Source organism: Nocardia barduliensis (assembly GCF_013315795.1).
Taxonomy (GTDB): domain Bacteria; phylum Actinomycetota; class Actinomycetes; order Mycobacteriales; family Mycobacteriaceae; genus Nocardia; species Nocardia barduliensis.
Genome location: NZ_JABLTE010000012.1, coordinates 64,403 through 80,700, shown reverse-complemented (window position 1 = coordinate 80,700; position 16,298 = coordinate 64,403). Strand labels below are relative to the sequence as shown.

General features: G+C 64.1%; 8 protein-coding genes and 1 pseudogene. 4 read left to right on the top strand and 5 right to left on the bottom strand.

The features are described from left to right. From HOV91_RS08155 to HOV91_RS08145, 3 genes are read right to left on the bottom strand one after another with little or no spacing between them, the layout of a single operon-like run. Positions 1-3,933 carry an Eco57I restriction-modification methylase domain-containing protein gene (locus HOV91_RS08155; RefSeq protein WP_174184818.1) on the bottom strand — a complete coding sequence of 1,311 codons (3,933 nt, stop codon included), beginning with the start codon at positions 3,931-3,933 and terminating at the stop codon, positions 1-3. Next, complete coding sequence (locus HOV91_RS08150; protein WP_174184817.1) at positions 3,933-6,749, bottom strand: DUF8741 domain-containing protein; 2,817 nt, start codon at positions 6,747-6,749, stop codon at positions 3,933-3,935. Before HOV91_RS08150 ends, HOV91_RS08155 begins: the two co-directional genes overlap by 1 nt. Beyond that, the gene (locus HOV91_RS08145; protein WP_174184816.1) at positions 6,746-11,806 is read right to left on the bottom strand and encodes a DEAD/DEAH box helicase; all 5,061 of its coding nucleotides are present in this window, start codon (positions 11,804-11,806) and stop codon (positions 6,746-6,748) included. The genes HOV91_RS08150 and HOV91_RS08145 overlap by 4 nt, the downstream gene beginning before the upstream one ends. 258 nt (positions 11,807-12,064) lie before the next feature. Here HOV91_RS08145 and HOV91_RS39445 point away from each other — a divergent pair. The 3 genes and pseudogenes from HOV91_RS39445 to HOV91_RS39435 form a co-directional block, all read left to right on the top strand. Further along, positions 12,065-12,187 (top strand): annotated as a pseudogene (locus HOV91_RS39445) (aldehyde dehydrogenase family protein); the annotation flags it as partial. Positions 12,188-12,333: 146 nt separating this feature from the next. Further along, on the top strand, positions 12,334-12,720 hold the full coding sequence (locus HOV91_RS41020) for an alcohol dehydrogenase catalytic domain-containing protein (RefSeq protein WP_369009316.1): 387 nt from the start codon (positions 12,334-12,336) through the stop codon (positions 12,718-12,720). A 223-nt stretch (positions 12,721-12,943) separates the two neighbouring features. Further along, complete coding sequence (locus tag HOV91_RS39435; protein ID WP_217439876.1) at positions 12,944-13,423, top strand: zinc-binding dehydrogenase; 480 nt, start codon at positions 12,944-12,946, stop codon at positions 13,421-13,423. A 1,023-nt stretch (positions 13,424-14,446) separates the two neighbouring features. Here HOV91_RS39435 and HOV91_RS08135 read toward each other — a convergent pair. Continuing rightward, positions 14,447-14,728, bottom strand: coding sequence for a hypothetical protein (locus tag HOV91_RS08135; RefSeq protein ID WP_174184815.1), 282 nt, complete (start codon positions 14,726-14,728; stop codon positions 14,447-14,449). Between the two features lie 291 nt (positions 14,729-15,019). On the opposite strand from HOV91_RS08135, the gene HOV91_RS08130 reads away from it, so the two are divergent. Then, positions 15,020-15,640, top strand: a complete 621-nt coding sequence (locus HOV91_RS08130; RefSeq protein ID WP_174184814.1) for a hypothetical protein — start codon at positions 15,020-15,022, stop codon at positions 15,638-15,640. 384 nt (positions 15,641-16,024) lie between these two features. Here the strand turns inward: HOV91_RS08130 and HOV91_RS39430 are convergent, their stop codons facing one another. Next, entirely contained in the window at positions 16,025-16,168 is a 144-nt protein-coding gene (locus HOV91_RS39430; protein WP_217439874.1) for a hypothetical protein, read from the bottom strand. Between the last annotated feature and the right edge of the window lie 130 nt (positions 16,169-16,298).

Sequence of the window (16,298 nt, the reverse complement as noted above, 5' to 3'; positions counted from 1 at the left end):
TTACGACCTCCGGTCCGGGTGGCGATGCCCCTGCCCAGGAGGGGGATGGAGCGGGCTGACGAACTGGCCTTCGGCCATCGCGTCGTACGCCGCCAGCACCAGTCGCTTCGTACGGAACTCGCCGTATTGCCGCTCCTCGTTCTTGCGCAGCACGAAGAACGAGTCGATGACATGCTCAGCGTCGCTCCTATCGAGCCCATAAAGGTGCAGATAGGCCGCGTCCAACTCGGCCCGCAACTGCGCGCGCCGCTCTACGTTCCATAGAAAGGGGGAGCCATCGTCACCCAGGTCGCGGGCGTATGGCTGTATGTCCCACGTCGTGTACGACAACTCCAGTACACGTGCTGTGATCCAGGCATGCAGGGTCAGACCCTCGTCATTATTCCATTGCGGCGTGCTCGAATAGACCGCGGGAGGCAGAACCGGCAACTGCCTAACCAAACCGAAGGTAAGGTGGCTTCCGCTCAGTTTCACCCTTGCGCAGTAATCTAAGACCAGTGCCGACAAGTTCGCCTGCAGGCAAGCAACAGGATCGTTCTTAACGTAGATCAGCGGAGCCGTGTGCCCTACAGCAGAGGTAGGAATCGCGGTAGCTATCATAGACCGCTCGTTTACCGCCGGCCCGACGTCACGCCAAATCAGTAGCCAGTCGCGATCCCATCTATTGTGCAGCTCTTTTCGCACAAGTGACTCGTGAACCCAATGACGGGGCTGCGACACAATGGACGGATCCGCATGCTGTTCACTAGTCAACTTTGGAAGGGTTCCCTTGTTGAGCTGAGCTTGCGTCGCCCCTTCATATGTCGCATACCGATGATCGAAGTGATGAATCATCTTTCCCTCAAACAGCGGCATCATGCATTCATCACGCTTTTTGAATTTGCCGCCCTCAAGTCGCCAATCGTCCTGGACAAGGGTCTTCATGCCACGGAATAGACTTGACTTGGAAGACATGTTAAATAGACCTTGATCAAAATCAACATCCCACGGGTTTCGCCCCCCTTGACCTCGGGCCCAAAAGATAGGGACGCGACCATGGATAGCGATGGTGATCTCCGCATCGCGGCGACTTCGAAAAACTGGCAAGGTTCCACTGTTTGGGTTCACGTGCAGCACCTCGGACGGATGGAGTGCGAACCGACGGGAGGGAAGGTCTCTCACATGTCTGACCGAGAAAGCAAATGAAGCTTCCAACACTGGAGCTCCGCCAGTTGCAACGAGTACTGCGAATCGAAATTTGTTGGTAACCCCAGGGAAGATCTTGGCTTCATTCTCAAAGTCAAAGAAGCACGCCACGCTGTTAGTTTCGACCAGTTTACTGAAGAAGAGGGAAGTAGAGTCACCGGTGGCGATTGCCGTCTCAAGAACGAGGCCCACTCGACCACTCTTGTTAACAATCTCTATGCCAACCTCGGCAAACAGCGCGTAGGTGTTCATGCGACCGCGAGCCGATGTTGGAAGACGTCCACTCGCTTGATAGAAGCACTTCTCTGCGTCGACAGATCGCATTGCATTTTGATACCGCGCCCACAAGGCTGGACGTTCCGACTCCAATGCGGCGATGAGTTCCTTACGCTTCGCCGTCGTCTCGGCTGACGCAATCTCCGGCGCTACGGATGCAAAGAACTCCTTGTCTTGGAACTCAACCTGCTCCCATGGAGGGTTGCCGACAACGCAGGTAAACCCATCGGGAAATATCTCGGGAAATTCCAGGTGCCAGTGAAAGAAATCGTACTCGTCGCGGAGTCGGCCTACCTCGGCTAGTTGTTCGGTCGTGATTCCAGATGGCCCCTGCGTGACAATTCGGCGGATGTCACCTGCAGTGAGACCGGGAGTGGTGTCGGGCTGGTGGTGCCAGACGAAGGCAGCGCACCAGGCGTCGGCCGCGAGCCGTGCCTGTGTCAGTGCCGGATCTTTCTCTGCAGCATGCCAGGCGGCGGCCTTGGCGTGTACGTCCGTGAGAGTGTTTTCGGGGGCGTCGGCCAGCTCTTGAAACGGCTTGCCGAAGTCTCGTGAGGGTGTGCCGAAGTCGAGCTCCGCTTGCTCCGAGTGGACGGTTTCGTCGCGGTTACGCCGCCTACGCTTCGTTACGGTGTTCGAGTCATCGCCGGTCAGAGCTGTAAAGGCTGCGTCCGGAAGACCGTTGTCGATGAGTTCTGGTCCAGCGGTTCCGAGCAGTGCGTTGCCGACCTTGATGTGTGCGTCGAGGAACGACAAGGGACGGCCTGGTTCGAGTGCTTCGAGCCAGAGCGCCACTTTGGCCAGTTCGGCTGCAAGCGGATTGAGGTCGACGCCGTACAGGCAGTGACCGATGACGTCACGCATCGCATCGCGCAGAGCTGGTTCAGGTGGTTCGGCCTCGCCAGTTCTGTGCGATGCGAGTCGGCGCGCTATGCGCCGTCCAGCCGCGACGAGAAAGTGCCCTGAACCGCAGGCGGGATCGCAAACGGTGACGGTGAGAAGCGCTTCTTCAGGATCGGAGCTTGCTGCAGCCTGGTCGAGTACAGGCTTGAGTGTTTCGTCGAGGAGGACGTCGACGAGGTCAGACGGCGTGTAATAGGAACCGCTCTTCTTGCGATCGTTGCCTGCTGCCACTTCGAGGGTGTAGCGGCCAGTCTGTGCGTCATAGTCCGGGACAAGTTCGAGCAGTGATTCGTAGACGCTACCGAGTTCTTCGGCACCAAGGTTTCGGTAGTCCACTGCGCGGGCCATGCCGGTCTCGTCACGTGTGACCGACAGGGCCCGGATGGCGGCGAGGAGGTCGCGGTTGGTCAGGGTGGCGTCTTCGAGCGGGCCGAGCGAGCCGCTGTCATAGATGCCACCGAGGCCGGGCAAACCGAGTGCTGGGAGGCCTTCTTCGTTGCCGAGGCCGCGGGTAATGAGGCGCAGTGCGCTCCATTGGTCGGTGTGGCGGTCGGTGGTGTGGCGGCCTTGAGCTTTGCTGCGCAATCGATCGGTGGAGAAGTGTTGGGCGTAGCGGCGGCGTTGTTCGGTGGTGGCGTGGTCGTGGTGGAGGAGGTTGCGGTCTTCGGCGACGAACAGGACGAGTAGTTGGTAGACCACGCGGAGCACGAGTCGGTGGTAGTCGCGTGGGGTGAGGCTGCCCTGGCGGAGTTGTTCTCGCAACGCGGGTGTTGCGGAGAGGAATCCGGCGCCAAGGATGTTGAGGGCCTGCTGGACTCCTGCCGACAGGCGTTTGAGGGCGCGGGTTCCGCGGGTGGTGGAGTCTTCTCGCCAGCGTTCCAGCCAGCAGGTTGCGGGCGCGGCAGATGGGTCCGGTTGCGGTTCAACGCGGCTGGCGTGGCAGAGCTGCCACATCAGGGTGAAGTCGGCGAACACCTCGCCGTCGAACATTCCGGCGAGGTCGAACTGGATGTAAGCCTGCCGGACTAGGGCGGCAGAGTCTCGCAGCAGGCGCAGCTCGAGGCCGTTGCTGAGGATGCCCCACAGGTGGTCTGGGGAGCGGTTGAGGAGTTCTTGGAGCATGGAGTGCGGTGCTTGGCGCGCTGCGCCAGCTACGCTGGGTGTGCGGTGGTCGAGGTCGACGCCCACTCCGAGCAGGTGCAGCGGGGTCCGTTGCCACAGGTGACTCACCGGATAGGTGGTGTCGCCGACAGTTAGGCCCCCGGCGGGGACGGCCGGAAGGCGGCCGTAGCCGAGTTCGTCGAACAGGACTCGGAGCCATTGGGAGCGGGTGGTTTCGATCTGGTGGCCGCTGTCTTCTCCGAGGGGTACCGCGCGCCGGAAGGCCAGCCAAGCGCCGCGGAGCCGCTCCCAGGAGCGGTTGGCTGCTTCGCGCACAGTTTCGGATTCAGCGAGGCCGTAGCTGCTGGGTTTGAGTCCGTCGAGTTCGCCGGTGGTGATGGCTTCGAGGGTTTCTGGGGGCAGCAGGCCACCGACGGTGCGGATGGTGCTGACGGTATGGGCGCGCATCACGTTCCTGCGGGCAGGTAGAGGTAGACGCCGAGGATGTCGGCAGGGCGTTGAGCGGTCACAGCGAGGCCTCGGCGGATGAGTTCGCCGGTGCTTCCGGCGGCTTCTCGTACTCGACGGTGGCTGGCGAGGAGTTCGGCGGCCAACCGGTCTCCCTCCTCGTCAAGGTGGGGAGTCAGGTGGTCCAGGCGTGCCAGCACTCGATGGATGTCTTCGGCGGCAAGGTCGCGAGGCATGTTGCCGGCGGGCCGGGCCGTCAATAGGGCGGTGACCTCGTTGTCTGGCAGCCATTCGGGCGCGGTGGCGCTGCCGCGGTACGCCAGCAGCCGAGCTTCTTCCACGACCATCGACCGGCGTTCGGTTTTGGCGGGCAGGGTGAGGTGCAGGCGGTAGCGCAGTAGAAGCAAACTGGTCCGAGTGTCCACGGCGTCGGTGACAAGGACTCCGCACCGACGGGCCGGTCGGTCGGTGCCAGCCTCGGGGTCGAGTGCAGTGTCGAGAATGTAGCGGGCGAGCGTTTCGACGATCGGGTCGGTGCGGGCCAAGACCGCGCCACCGTCGGGGGCTGGCGGGGTTCGTACGAGGAGCAGATCGGTGATGCCGCCGAGTTCTTCCCGCAAGGTGGACGGCAGTCCGTCCAGTGCGGCGACGTGTCCGTCGGGGGCGGTGGTCACGGTGGCTCGCAAGGAGGTGAGTGCGTCCACGACGAAGGTCTCGGTCTCAGCCGGTCCTCCGAGAGCCGCGCGCAGGGCGTCGACCTCGCGGGAGACCTCGTCGGGTTTGATCTGTTCCTGGGCGAACAGGCTGCGGGAGCGTTTCTCGCGTTGCGCTGCACCGTCCCACCGCTGATGCAGGTTGGCACGGGCGGTTTCCTCGACACCTTCCAGTTGGAGTTGGCCGCCGGTCTCAGCGCGCAATACACCTTCCAGCACGGCGGTCAGGACGGCGTCGCTGTCTTGTGGGACAGGAACGGCCACCCCGGTGTCGGCTTGGATGACGCGGTGGCGACGCAGCAGCACATCCAGGACGAGGCCGTCGATGCCGTTGTCTTCGCCGTAGTAGGTGATCGCGTGAACCTTGGGCACGCGTTGTCCGAATCGGTCGACGCGACCTTCGCGTTGCTCTTGGCGGGTGGGGTTCCACGACAGGTCGTAGTGCAGGACTGCGGTGAAGTGGTCCTGTAGATTAACTCCCTCGGACAGGCAGTCGGTGGCTACTAGGACGCGGCGCTCGGCTTTGCCCAGTTCGGCGACGCGCCGTTCGCGTTCCTCCGGTGGTTGGGCGCCAGTGACCCAGGCGACCTCGACGTTCGGCAGAGCTTGGCGCAGGGCGGTTCCCACGTATTCGGCGGTGGCGATGTAGCGGCAGAACACTACGATGGCGTCGCCCGCTTCCACCTGGTCGCGGACGAGCCCGATTCCCTGCTGGAGCTTTGCGTCCTTGGCGCCGCGCAGTCGATCAGCGTCCTTGGCCAGCCGCAGTAGACGAGCCCGCGGGGTGTCTTCCGCCGGTAGTGCTCCAGCGATGGTGTCGCGGCCGTCGATGGCTTCGTCCTCGTCGGGGAGGTCTAGGACACCGGCTTGGCCGCGGAGGTCGGCTTCCTCGACGGTGGTCACGTCGTCCTCGCCGCTGCGGTTGCGTAGGGTCGCGGCGGCCGCGGCCGGGGAGGAGGCCATCGCCCGCAGCAGCGCGAGGATCGACCACCACCGCACCCGCTGGTGCACCGGGCCTCCAGCCGAGCCGCGCACGCTCTCGCGGGCGTAGCGCAGGACCTGGTCGAACAGCTTGCGGTACTCCGGGGTCAGTCGATAGGTGGCCTCCAACGGGAGACGGGTGGGGAACGGGGTGTCTTCGTCGAGGTAGGTCTTGATGTCCCCGCGCTGGCGTTGTACGACGTGCCGGGCGATATGTTCGCGGTCGCGCCGGCGCGCGTCGCCGGACAAGTCGTCGGGCAGTTCCGCGAGAGACTTGTCGAGCAGTCCGAGTAAAGCCCGGAATGCTTCCGGCTTGCCGCTATGCGGGGTTGCGGTGAGTAGCAACAGGTGCCGGTCAGGATCGGCGGCGAGGCGCGACAACAGCGTGTAGCGCTGCTGGCTGGCACGGGCGGTGCGACCATCGGCGGCACCAACACAGGTGTGGGCTTCATCAACGATCACCAGTTCGGGACAGGCCCGGATGAACTCGTCCGCACGCCGTGACGACTTGATGAAGTCAGTGGACACCACCGTGTACGGGTAGCGCTCGAACAGTGACTCTCCAGCGGGCAGGTCGCGTTCCAGTCGGCCGGCGGTGGAGGGCAGGACCAGTTCAGCGTCGAGTCCGAACTTATCGGCCAGCTCGCGCTGCCACTGTGGCGCCAGAGCAGGGCTGCACATCACGGTGAATCGACCAACGCTGGCTTGAGCGAGCAACTCGGCAACGATCAGACCAGCTTCGACGGTCTTACCGACGCCTACAGCGTCGGCGATCAGAAGTCGGACCGTGCGCATCCGCAGCGCCATCAGCAGCGGGACCAGCTGGTAAGAACGGGGGCTCACAGCGATCTGTGCCAGGCTGCGGAAGGGGCCGCCGCTGGAGCGGAAGCCCAAGCGCAGCGCGCTGCGTAGCAGGCGCGCGCTTACTGCGTCACCGAGATCGTCGGGGTCCGGGGGCGCGAAGGTCGCGGACTCGACCGATTCGAGGTCCGGGAGTACTCCGGCGATGTCCTCCGCGCCGCCGCCCAGTGGACGAAGCAAAAGCAGATCGTGGGTGCTGTCGGGCAGCACGACCCAGTCACGGCCACGGGCTCGGACCAGGGACCCAGCTACCCAGCTCACGAACGTCCTCCTCCAAAAACAGTTGGCATTCGGTCGATCACCGCGCTCCAGTCTTCGCCTTCGCGGAGCCGAAGCACGTGCCACCGGGGCCGGGCCAGAAGCCGTTCTTCGGCGTCCTCGTCGGTGAGAGGGTCATTATTGCCATCGTCGATGAATATCGCGTACCGCCCGACGGTCAGGTCGTACACAAAGTGCGGCCGCGCTTGTGCTTCCTCGACGAACACGTTGACGGCGTCCGGGAGCCGTGCACCCGAGGCGCGCAGCAGGTCGATGAACGGGTGTTCGCTCGCGCCCCCGTTGGAGGGTGTGTCTGTCAACGGCGAGACAGCGCCCGGCGCAGGTGGTGCCGGGACAGTAGTGGCGTCGGCGAGGTCTCGCAGCATTGTGATGATCGAGTGGCGGTCCAGTAAGAGGTGGTCGGGCTGGTTGCCGTAGGACAACAGACAGTCGTAGCAGGCACGTTCGCAGCGTTCGGTACCGGGCTGGGCGGAGCCCCGGTCATGACCGTCTGGGTCGAAGTGCAAGATGTCGAGCGCTTCACGGGCGACCAGGCCAAGGTCGTAGTGCTCGCCAGCGACGAGGTTGCGCAGCACGCCGGCACCGCCTTCGGCGGATTCGTACAGCAGGATCCGGCGGCGTTCTCGGGTGTTCGGCAGTGCTTCGGCAGCAAGTTCGTTGTCTTCGAGATCGAACGCGGCCTGAATGCCCCTTTTCAGTGCCCATTGCAGCGTTGCCAGCCGCTCCGGGGACACCTGATCCGACCAGTGCACGACAAGGGTGTTACGGCGGTCTTCGACGAAAGGGATCACCAGTTCAGGCGGCGCACCGGCCGCTGCTGCGGCGCGGCCTTGGCGGTTGCGTTGAGGGCGTGGCTCCCACCGTCCGCTGGTGGGGTTGATGAAGTAGCCGTCGGGCGTGCCGGGTGCGCGCCGCCGCAGGCCGATGTTCATCCGGCGGATTGTCGCGGTGTCGGCGTAGGTCAGCCGCGCGAGTTCGCGCCCATCAGCGGCGACGACTCGCGCCTCGCGTCGGGCATCGGGGCCGCTGGTTGGCAATCCCACTGCCGTGACCAGGTCGAAGCCCTGGCGGCGGCGTTCCTCCTCATCGGAGGAGATCCGCTCGCGGCGGCGCGTAGTCGCGGTCGTCATCCGGAGCAGGTTCGGGACGGACGCTCCAAGATCGACATGACAGATGTCGCAGTGGTCATCGGAGTCGCTCCACAGCGCGCCGCAGCTCTCGCAACGTTTGGCTCTTTCCAGCGCGAGTCGGCCGTCGGCCTCGCCCCGAGACGGCACTGACACCTTCACGACCTCGTAGCGAGCACCCTCGTGGTAGACGAAGGCACCGGGCCCAAACTCGCTGATCGCCAAGAACCGCGGACGGGACAGGTAGTCGCCGTCGCGGCGGCGGCCCCCGGCACGAGCCGGGATGAATGCGGACACCGGCAGTCGCGGGAACGAGTAGCCGGGCAGGAACCCTTCGGTGGCGAAATAGCGGTAGCTGTAGAAGTCGCTGTAACCCAACTCGTCCGATTCGTTGCGCAACAGGTTCAGCTTCGTCGCGGCTTCCAGATATTGCGCCCTGGCACGGTTGACGGCGTCCGCCGAAGCGGCTGCGTCCGTGAGGACCCGGTTAGCCGCTGCCATCTCGGAGCGTGCCGCCCGGAACGCCTCGCGCCAGCGGTCGCAAGCGCGGTCGAACTCTCCGACCGCGTCCTCGACGGTGCGTCGGACCCAGTCCTCGTCGAACCACGGCGCGTCATCGATCTCCACGACGGTACCCAGCACCTGGCGAGCGCGATGCAGCGCCGCTTCCGCCGCCACTGGGTCGGACAGGGCATGCCTCACAGTGGGATCGAGCTCTAGGCTCGGGTCGTCACCACTGACATCCAGCAGCTCGACCAGCGACTTTCCCAGTGGTTGGCGCGTCTCGGCCAGCCAGATGGCGTGGATGTGGGACCGCACGAGGTCGGCGTTGGCCAGATCAAGGCGAGGCGGAGCGACGGCACCAGCCACCATCCGCGCGGAGCGGTGGAAGTAGTACTGGTCGTGCGCGCTACCGGTGGTGCAGTAGGTGACCACGATCGCGGGTTGCCCGGCACGCCCGGCACGCCCAGAGCGCTGGGCGTAGTTGGCCGGGGTCGGCGGGACGTTGCGCAGCACAACAGCGTTGAGGGTCGCGATGTCGACGCCCAGCTCCATCGTGGGAGAGCAGAACAGGGCTTGCAGACCGGCGTGACGGAACGCTTCTTCCCGCTCCTCTCGGATCGGCGCCGGGACCTGTGCGGTGTGTTCTGCCGACCGCAACCCGGTCAGCCCGGCTGCGAGGGTGCGGTAGAAGTCGACGAAGTACGGGTTCGGGGCTGCGCCAGTCTCACCCGGCGCATTGCGTAGTGGATCCGGTGTCCGTGTGACGCCATCGCCAGCCAACCAACGCAATGCGGCCGCGTTGAGCTGGTACGCCCGCTCGCCTCGGTCTTCCTCTACCACAGTCACCAACCCGTAGAGCGCAAGTGCGTCCAGCATGCCAGCGATGGTCAGTTCGGTGTCGGATGCGGTGATCCGCGGCCCATCCCCGCGCAGCTGGCGGCGCAGGTACCGGCCGTATGACGAGAGGCCGGAAATGAACGCATCCCCCCTGGTGTCGTCCTGCCGCCGGGACCGAGGCCAGACACGGCCAGCGATAAATCGCTCTTCCTCAACGATCGTCCACGGATCACGCAGATGCTGGTCGGAGAGGTTGCGGACGGCCTCGAACCCGTCGGCGGTCAGCGCGGCCACCCTGATCGCCAACGATCGGCGCATTTCATCGAGCAGAACCCGTGCGAGGGCCTCACGCCGCTCGGCGGACACGTCCGCCAGGAGCCCACCGCGCCAGATCTCGTGGTCGGCACATGCCTCGTCCAGCGCGACGTAGTCGATTCTGAGCAAAGCGGACTGTTCCAGGTTCGGCATCGTGATCCGCCAGCCTCGCTGTAGATCCTGGTAGAGCCGGTAGGCCACCGCTTCCCGAAGTGCCCGTTCGGCCTCTTGTCGGGCGAGACCGCGAACATCTGGTTGAAGCGCGTACTCCTCACGCGGCAGCCCGAGCGCTTGGACGACGGCACTGGCCATCGTGTCGTGCCGCAACCCGTCCGGACCGGCCTCCGTAACCGCCCGGTGCAAGGCGCTACGCAGCAGGCCGACCTGAACGAAGTCGTTGAAATGGCCTGCTTGCAGTGAGGCGTCCTGCCGATTGTCGGTGAACGACAGCACTTTCCGGGCGTCGTCATGCAAATTCTCGCCGCGCAGGGCACGCACCAAGCTGGAAGCCAACACCGTCGTCGCCGAGCTTCGGCCCTCCGAGCCGAGACTGGACAACTTCGCGAAGTCCTGCTGACGCGCCGACTCATACGACACGCGGCACCGCAGGCAGAACCGGAAAGGGGCGGACACGAACGCTGCTGGGACACCGCCTCGCCCGTACACTTCCTCGTGACCGTCTGGCTGCACTACGACGCGGACAGGCAGGTGATCAGTCTTGGGCGGATCGACCTGCTCCGCCCCAGCGCGACCGACCAGCCAACCCGCAGGGAGTCTGTCCATCACGTCGATCGGGTCCGCAGGCCACGGGGTTATCGAGTCGACGTACAGGTAACCGCTTCGAGGATCACCAGCAGCATCGTCGGGCAACCTCGGACGGAAGCCGTCCGACGTTCGAATGACTGACAGGTACTCCTGACCGCATTCACGGCAAAACGCTAGCGGTGCGAGAACTGCGTCCGGACGACCTGGCACTGCCAGTTGATACCGGGTCGTCAGATACCGGTCGGCTTCCGACTCGATCGAGCAATAGACGGTGTCACCCTTACCGATGAACTGGTGCAGTCGGAACGCGAAAAGCGAACGACCGAAGTCATCGAGCTGGTCCGCACCAGCCAGCAGCACCTGTCGAAGCGCACCGGTGCAGGTAGCCTCGTTCAGCCCGGTACGACGTGCTAGATCCGTCGCCGCGTCGGACAGCTTGGCAGGCGGTTGACGAACGAGCCGCCCGCCGACTGTCGCTACGCCAAAAGTCGACTCCACCCACGCGGCCAGAGGATCATCCCGAAGATCCTCGACTGCCCCGACGCTCTGAACAGCGGCCCGCAAAACCTCGTCGTCCGGGTCGGGAGCGCTGCGAGTGGCTCGACGCAACGTCTCACCGATCACGTGCTGCGGTTCCACCCGCGTACCGAACAACCGCTCGGCTACCTCGGCGATCGCCGCACGCTGCTGCTCCAACGTGCCCGGTCCGGCCAATGTCGCAGAAGTACCTACGTACTGAACCGAAGGACTACCACACGCATCACGCACACGCCTAACCAGCATCGCGACGTCAGCGCCCTGGCGTCCGCGGTAGGTGTGCAGCTCGTCCAGCACGAGGAACCGCAGCTCACCAGCCTGATCAATAAGCCGACGCCGCTCATCAGGGCGAGTTAACAACAGATCGAGCATCACATAGTTTGTCAGCAGCACATCTGGTGGGTGCTGCAAGATCTGCTCACGCTGCTCGTCGCTTTCCTGTCCCGTGTAGCGGGCGAAGGTCACTCGCCGATCCGTATCACCCAAGAACTTCGCAAGCTCCAGCTCCTGGCTGTTGGCCAGCGCATTCATCGGATACACCACGATGGCACGAACACCACGACCACTACCTTCACGCAGCACGTGATCAACAATGGGCACGAGATACGACAAGCTCTTGCCCGAACCGGTACCCGTCGTCACGACGTAACTCGCACCAGCCTGTGCGGCCGCAACCGCGTCTCGCTGATGCTGATGCAACTGCAGCGTGCGCCCACCCACCTGGAAGATCTCGGCGCACGCGGAATGCAGCACCTCTTCCGTGACCAGCTGCCGGATATCGCCCCCACCGGCGAACGCGGGATTGAGAGAAAGCCACGGCTCCGGCCACAGCAACCCGGCGTCTAGCTCGCGGTCCACCAGGCTGCGGATCCGGTCATCGCGTACCCGCAGGAAACCATCGACGTACCTGCGGTAATCATCAATCAGCCGATCACGCACCGCGAAGACATCCACCGTGTCCCCAACCCCCATATTCTTGTTCCGACGCCGAGACTCAACAGAGAGTAGTAGCGCAGTCCGACAACCGAGCAGCCCCTCACCGGCCCTCGAAAACACCACCATCCTGATTAAGCGCCGTAGGACGAACCGCCGTTACGAGAGTTGATGCTCTGGTTAAGCATCGTGTCACATCATGTGACATGAACTGCCCGAGACGGCCGTGAGGGCACCGGCAGTGCCACGAGAAGCTCGAAGTGGGAATGGTCTTCACCAGGCCTCGAAGGCGCGGAGCTGCCCTTCGGCGGCGTCAAGCGATCCGGCTTCGGACGTCAACTCGGCCGGGCCGGCATTTACGAATTCGCCAACAAGAAGTTGATCCGCACCGCCCAGAACTGACCTGACTGCCTGGCCCTCAGCTCTGCCCAGACGCCCACGCCCACTGCGGAGCGGCCCACGAGTGAACCGGCTCAGACGCGCCCGACCCACATTCCCGTCCTGGTGGCCGACACCCAACGTCAAAGGCATTCCGGTCTGACCATCGAATTCGACGCCGCCGTCTTCAGAACACCGAACGCCCCACTGACGATCGAGAAGTCACACTGGCCTCGGATCCTCCACCCAGCGAGGTACTCGTCCGGATCGAAGCAAGTGGACTGTGCCACAGCGACCTTCACGCGCTGATCGGCGAATGGGAAATCCCTTCTCTCATGATCCTGGGTCATGAACGTGCCGGGATAGTGGAAAGTGTCGGAGACGGAGTGACGACACTGACCAAAGGCGATCACGTCGTACTGTCCTGGACTCCGTCCTCTCGCCGGTGCCGGTACTGCATCAGCAGCAGACCCGTCCTGTGCGACATGGTGCACCAGCACTCCTCGAACCACCTCTCATTCGACGGGCGGTCACGCATCACTACGGTAGAAGCCTAGGACATCTACAGCTTCGCCGGCCTCGGAACGTTCGGTCGATAAACACTGGCGCCCGAGTCCGGCGCAATACCCATCCGTGACGAAGCTCCCTTCGAGCAGTCCGCGCTGGTCGGATGCGCCGTCACGACCGGTATCGGTGCGGTGGTCAACACCGCGCACGTGCGTCCGAGCGACAACGTCCTCGTCATTGGCTGCGGAGGTGGCGGGCTGAACGCGATACAAGGTGCTCGCCTGGTCGGCGCGCGACAGATATCGCTGCCGATATCTCCCACGAAAACTCGACAACACACGCACTTTCGGAGCTACCGCGCTGGTCAACAGCGCCCGAGAGGATCTGGCCGAACGGGTCGCGCAACTCATCGACGGCCGCGGTGTCGAGGTCGCCATCGAGGCCATCGGCCTCCCGAAGACCATCGAATCCGCCTATGCGGCGCTGGCCCGCGGCGGCACAGCCGTTGTCGCAGGTCAAGTGGCCGACGGACTGAAGATCACGATCGATCCGTTCGTCATGTCCGATCCGAAGCTATCGCTCATCGGTTCGAGCACACCCACCGCCGACTTTCCCCAGCTCGTCGAGCAGTACCTGCACAACCGCACCGACCTCGACTCGCTGGTGACACGCGTCATCGACCCACAAGACATCAACGAAGCAATCGACGAGATGAAGCGCGGCATCGGCATCCGCTCGGTCATCCGATACTGAGTCCGAACGTTCGCACCGCACCGCAGCGGAATCGAACGCACGACCGGTGCAGGACGACCGCCGTAGTCCAGTGTGGGGCACATGGCGGCCGCGTTCAGTCAGCCGACTACCCAGCGACAGGGAGCAAGCCGACCGTTCCGGCCGACGATGTCCTCCTGAACTCTCGTGGGCGCCGACAGCCGGATCCAGCTCGGCGAACTCGGCGGCCCGGAGGCCCTGCAGTCTTTCAACGGCACGTTCGGTCTTGACGAGGTCCGCGCACACCTGCGGTTGCAAGGAGCAGAAGGAGGTGCCTAGAGCGCTTGCCTTTTGGAGCGAACAAGACTTGTCCGATCCGCACGGCCGATCAAGGCGCAGCCCAGGTCGGCAATGGTTCGGTCGAACTCACCGGTGTTGCCCCTCGGATCGGCGCTCGCACACCCGGTTCAGCACGCCTGAATCACCCCGTTCGTACGGTGCCGTGAAACGGCGGCCGATGCCCGCGGGAAGCGCCTCGACGCGGGCTCGAGCGCGGTGAGTATTTCGTCGAGGTCGCGGCCGCCGGCGCGCCTGCTCACACTCCGCCGTGTGCCGAAGAGCTTGGAGGGGAGCCTGTTCGAGCGCTTCCTCGGCCACCATGATGGCCACATCCTTTCACGAGCGCCGCTCATCGACCGTTCCATCGCAGCCGTGCGGCATCCGTGGCGGTCGGCCGGGCAATTTGCTACCGAACACTCAGCAGTTCGGATACCCCATGATCACCGCTGGGCCAGCCTACAGTTGGTAGTCGGCTTCGATCCTCAACTGACCGCGCGAAAACGCAGGTCGTCCCGTTCCCATCTTCGATGTGCCCGCCGAGGGCACCAACCTGCGCATCATTTGCGCAAGTTCAGGGCGATGTATGCAGAACTCAGGTCACCGGACCTCGCAAGAAACCCGAGGTCACGCGTCGCAGGTTCGCGCCCTAGGCACGCGCACCACACTGACCAAACTGCCAGACACGCCGATCAACCAGATCGCCTGCCTGGCCAGCACCGCCCCGATTCAGCTCACACCGCCACCGTCTCCATGATCGCGGAGCCAGACCAACAGCTCGGCAATCGCCTTGGCCTGCACCGCGGCGAGGCGCTCTCCTTCCGCACCGTCGACATAGCGAATCTCGAACGACGCCGAGATGCCACCGCGCGCACCAGGTAGCTCGCCCAGACGACCACGACTAACATCCTGGCCTTCCGCTCTTGCGGTACCAGCAAACCCCTGACTCGGCGATACTTCCAATCCCGATGCCGTCGAGTCGGCGGGATCGACCTGTTCCTCGCCAGCCATACCGACAATTGTCGGCCACCCACGCACCGAGCGCGGGCAACTACGCGAACATTCTCGCCGACAGGCTCACACAACGCGGTCCAACTACCCCACACTTCGCGACGGCAGCCGATGACCGTCGCGAACCCGGCTCCATGCAAGTAACCGAACTCGACGCTGTACTTAATGCCTGGAGTAGACCAGGCTTTCGACGCTCGCGGCCATCCACCGGAGGCCCTACGATCAGCGGCACGGGTTGCGTGCCGCTTCGCCTGTGGCGGGCGAACCAGGGATGCGTGAGGGGAGCCCACTGTGGAGAACGTCGACATCGAAGCCCTGCGGTCGGCATTCCGGAGCACCGTTGGTGACGAGGCAGATCCGGTGCTATTTGCCGCAGCAGCGATCGCTCAACGGGCGTGGCGCAACTCCGAGGTCGAGCTCGCTCACGCCGGTGACGGACTCAACCGGATCAGCGACGGCGAGATGTTCGCCGCGAACGTCGTGATGTTCCGGATCGTGCGTGATCATCTGCGCATGCCCGGGAGCGAGTGGCCAGAGCTGGCATCGGAATTGATTCGCGCAGACAGAGTGATCGCTGGCCGCACGGCCGCCGACCTCCTCGGCACCCTCCACGAGCCTTGGACCCACACCGTCACCAGCGTGTTCGACACCTGTTCGCAGATCGAGGGCCAGCACGGACGCGACTACTTGATCGGTATGAACGCCGCACTGGCGTCCCTCAGGGTCAGTGCCACTGACTGGGGGATGCCGCAATGGCCCGCTGTCGTCGACGCTTTCGTCAACGACCTCGACAGTACGCCGCCGGTGGATACCGAGGATCTCCGTCGCGAGTTGATGACGGCTCCTGACACTCTTGGAGGCAAGGTTCTTCAGTGGTGCATCGACCAAGGAATCGGATTCACCTGTACCTGAGACCCGCAGGGCCTCCACATCTTCGGCAGTGAACTCGCGCGCCGTAACGTTCGTGTAGCAGGCCAGCAGTTTAGGCGACGAGTCGCTGTGACCTGACCCCGTGAGGTCGGTCCATCGGCTGTGTGGGTCTTGCGGGCCCACGTTGTGGGCGGGAAGGCTCGATGGCGATGACCACGAGGAAGAGGCACACCCCTGAGCAGGTCGTGCGCAAGTTGACCGAGGCCGATCGGCTGCTCGGCGAGGGCAAGGACGTCGCTGCTCATTGGTGGCGACGTTCAGGCAGGTTTCGGGGCGGAACTGGGCCATCTTCAACCGGCCACCGCCGATGTACTGCCCCCCGTTTGCAGGATGTTCGGCGTCCCATCACCGTGTTCGAAGGGCTTGTCAAGTGCCGAGGGTCAGCACGACGAGGAACTTCGCCTCCGCCCCCGCGGCATTCAAGGCTTCCTCGTACCCCGTCTGCTCCACCCAGGCGAACAGGTCCTTGAGGAAGAGCGGCCGCTCGCGGTCATAGGCGGTGTCGTCCACCGAGTACGGTCACCGGTGGCCCTCCAACTACGCACAGATCTCGGACTCGAAGAGGACGTCGATGTGATCGGCTTCCTCGTCGGTAACTCCGATCGTCGGCTACCGTTAATGACCTTGTGGTCAGGTCTTA

What these genes read in the sequence shown, in the direction of transcription:
- HOV91_RS08135 (WP_174184815.1), bottom strand. Translation starts at nt 14,728, where the DNA reads ATGGCTGGCGAGGAACAGGTCGATCCCGCCGACTCGACGGCATCGGGA.
- HOV91_RS08155 (WP_174184818.1), bottom strand. Translation starts at nt 3,933, where the DNA reads ATGCGCGCCCATACCGTCAGCACCATCCGCACCGTCGGTGGCCTGCTG.